Raw genomic sequence first — 1325 nt, 5'->3', positions numbered from 1 at the left:
TGTAAGCTTCCCCAAAAACTGGACAGTTTAAAAGTAGACAAAATAGTATTAATTTTAAACTGTAATTATGAAGAAGAAAAGATTTTCACTCCAACAGATCTCCTCAATTTTGAAGGAGTACGAGAATGGTAAAAGCGTAGATGAGATTGTTCGTGACCATGGTGTTAGCAAGGCCTCATTTTATAAATGGCGTCAGCGTTATGGAGGCATGGAAGCTTCAGAGCTAAAACGACTCAAAGAACTTGAAGAAGAGAACCGCAGGTTAAAAATGATGTATGCCGAACAAGCCCTGGATTTAAAATTAGCAAAGGATATCATCGAAAAAAAGCTTTAAAGCCTTGCCAAAAAAGAGAGATTGCACAAGAGGTCTGTAGTGATCCATCCATTGGCATCCGCAGGGCGTGCCGTGTTCTAAGTATAAGTCGCTCGGTTTATTACTATCAACCTGTGAAGGATGATACCGATGTCATTGACGCACTTCATCAGAAGGTGCAGGAGCATCCTACAGAAGGATTCTGGAAAGCCTATGATCGTATGCGTTTAGAAGGTTATTCATGGAACCACAAGCGAGTGTACAGGGTTTATTGTAAAATGAACCTAAACATACGTCGCAAGGTCAAGAAAAGGCTTCCTGCCAGAGTCAAGGTTCCTTTGTCAGTTCCACACAGTATCAATCATAGCTGGTCCATTGATTTTATGCACGATGCCCTTGAAAATGGTCGTAAAATAAAAAGTTTTAACATTATGGATGATTTTAACAGGGAGGCCCTTCATATTGAACTGGACCATTCTATTAAAAGCAATAAGGTTGTTTATGTTTTAAATCACTTAATCAAGCGCAGAGGCAAACCAGCTCAAATAAGGATGGATAATGGCCCCGAGTTTATTGCTAAATTATTGGAAGAATGGAGCAAAATAAAAGGGATAGACCTTGTGCATATCCAACCAGGTAAACCAACACAAAACGCATTTATCGAGCGATTCAATGGTACTTACAGAAGGGCGATATTTAATGCATACTTGTTTCAAACTCTGGATGAAGTAAGAGATGAAACAGACAAATGGATATTTGATTATAATCATAAAAGACCGCATGATGCATTGGGTGGAATGACACCTATTGGCTATGCGAAGTCTTTAAACAAACCAAAAGCTGAAAGCAAAGATAATGTGATGCCTGAACCTGTCAAGAGTTTATAAACGACTTCGTTCCTCCGTCGCTCTTGACAGAACCAAGTCATCACACCCAAAGAAAGCATTCAGAATTTGGTTTTAAAAAAGAAAATAAACTATTTTTAAGTGGTCCTAAAAATGGGAAGCTTACA

1 protein-coding gene is annotated in these 1325 nt (G+C 38.6%); it reads left to right on the top strand.

Translation table 11 applies throughout. The features are described 5' to 3' along the window. Window positions 1–67: 67 nt before the first annotated feature. Window positions 68–1200, top strand: a protein-coding gene (locus ACE1EF_RS20045; RefSeq protein WP_375722493.1) for an IS3 family transposase whose coding sequence is annotated in 2 segments (ribosomal slippage) — window positions 68–329 and window positions 329–1200 — 1134 coding nt in all. Because the reading frame shifts where the segments join, the coding sequence is not laid out codon by codon here. Window positions 1201–1325: the final 125 nt, after the last annotated feature.

Source organism: Quyinboa sediminis, from assembly GCF_042219855.1.
Lineage (GTDB): Bacteria > Bacteroidota > Bacteroidia > Bacteroidales > UBA5342 > JBHJHP01.
The sequence above is the reverse complement of the archived record's forward strand: the minus strand, read 5'-3'. Positions and strand labels throughout refer to the sequence as shown.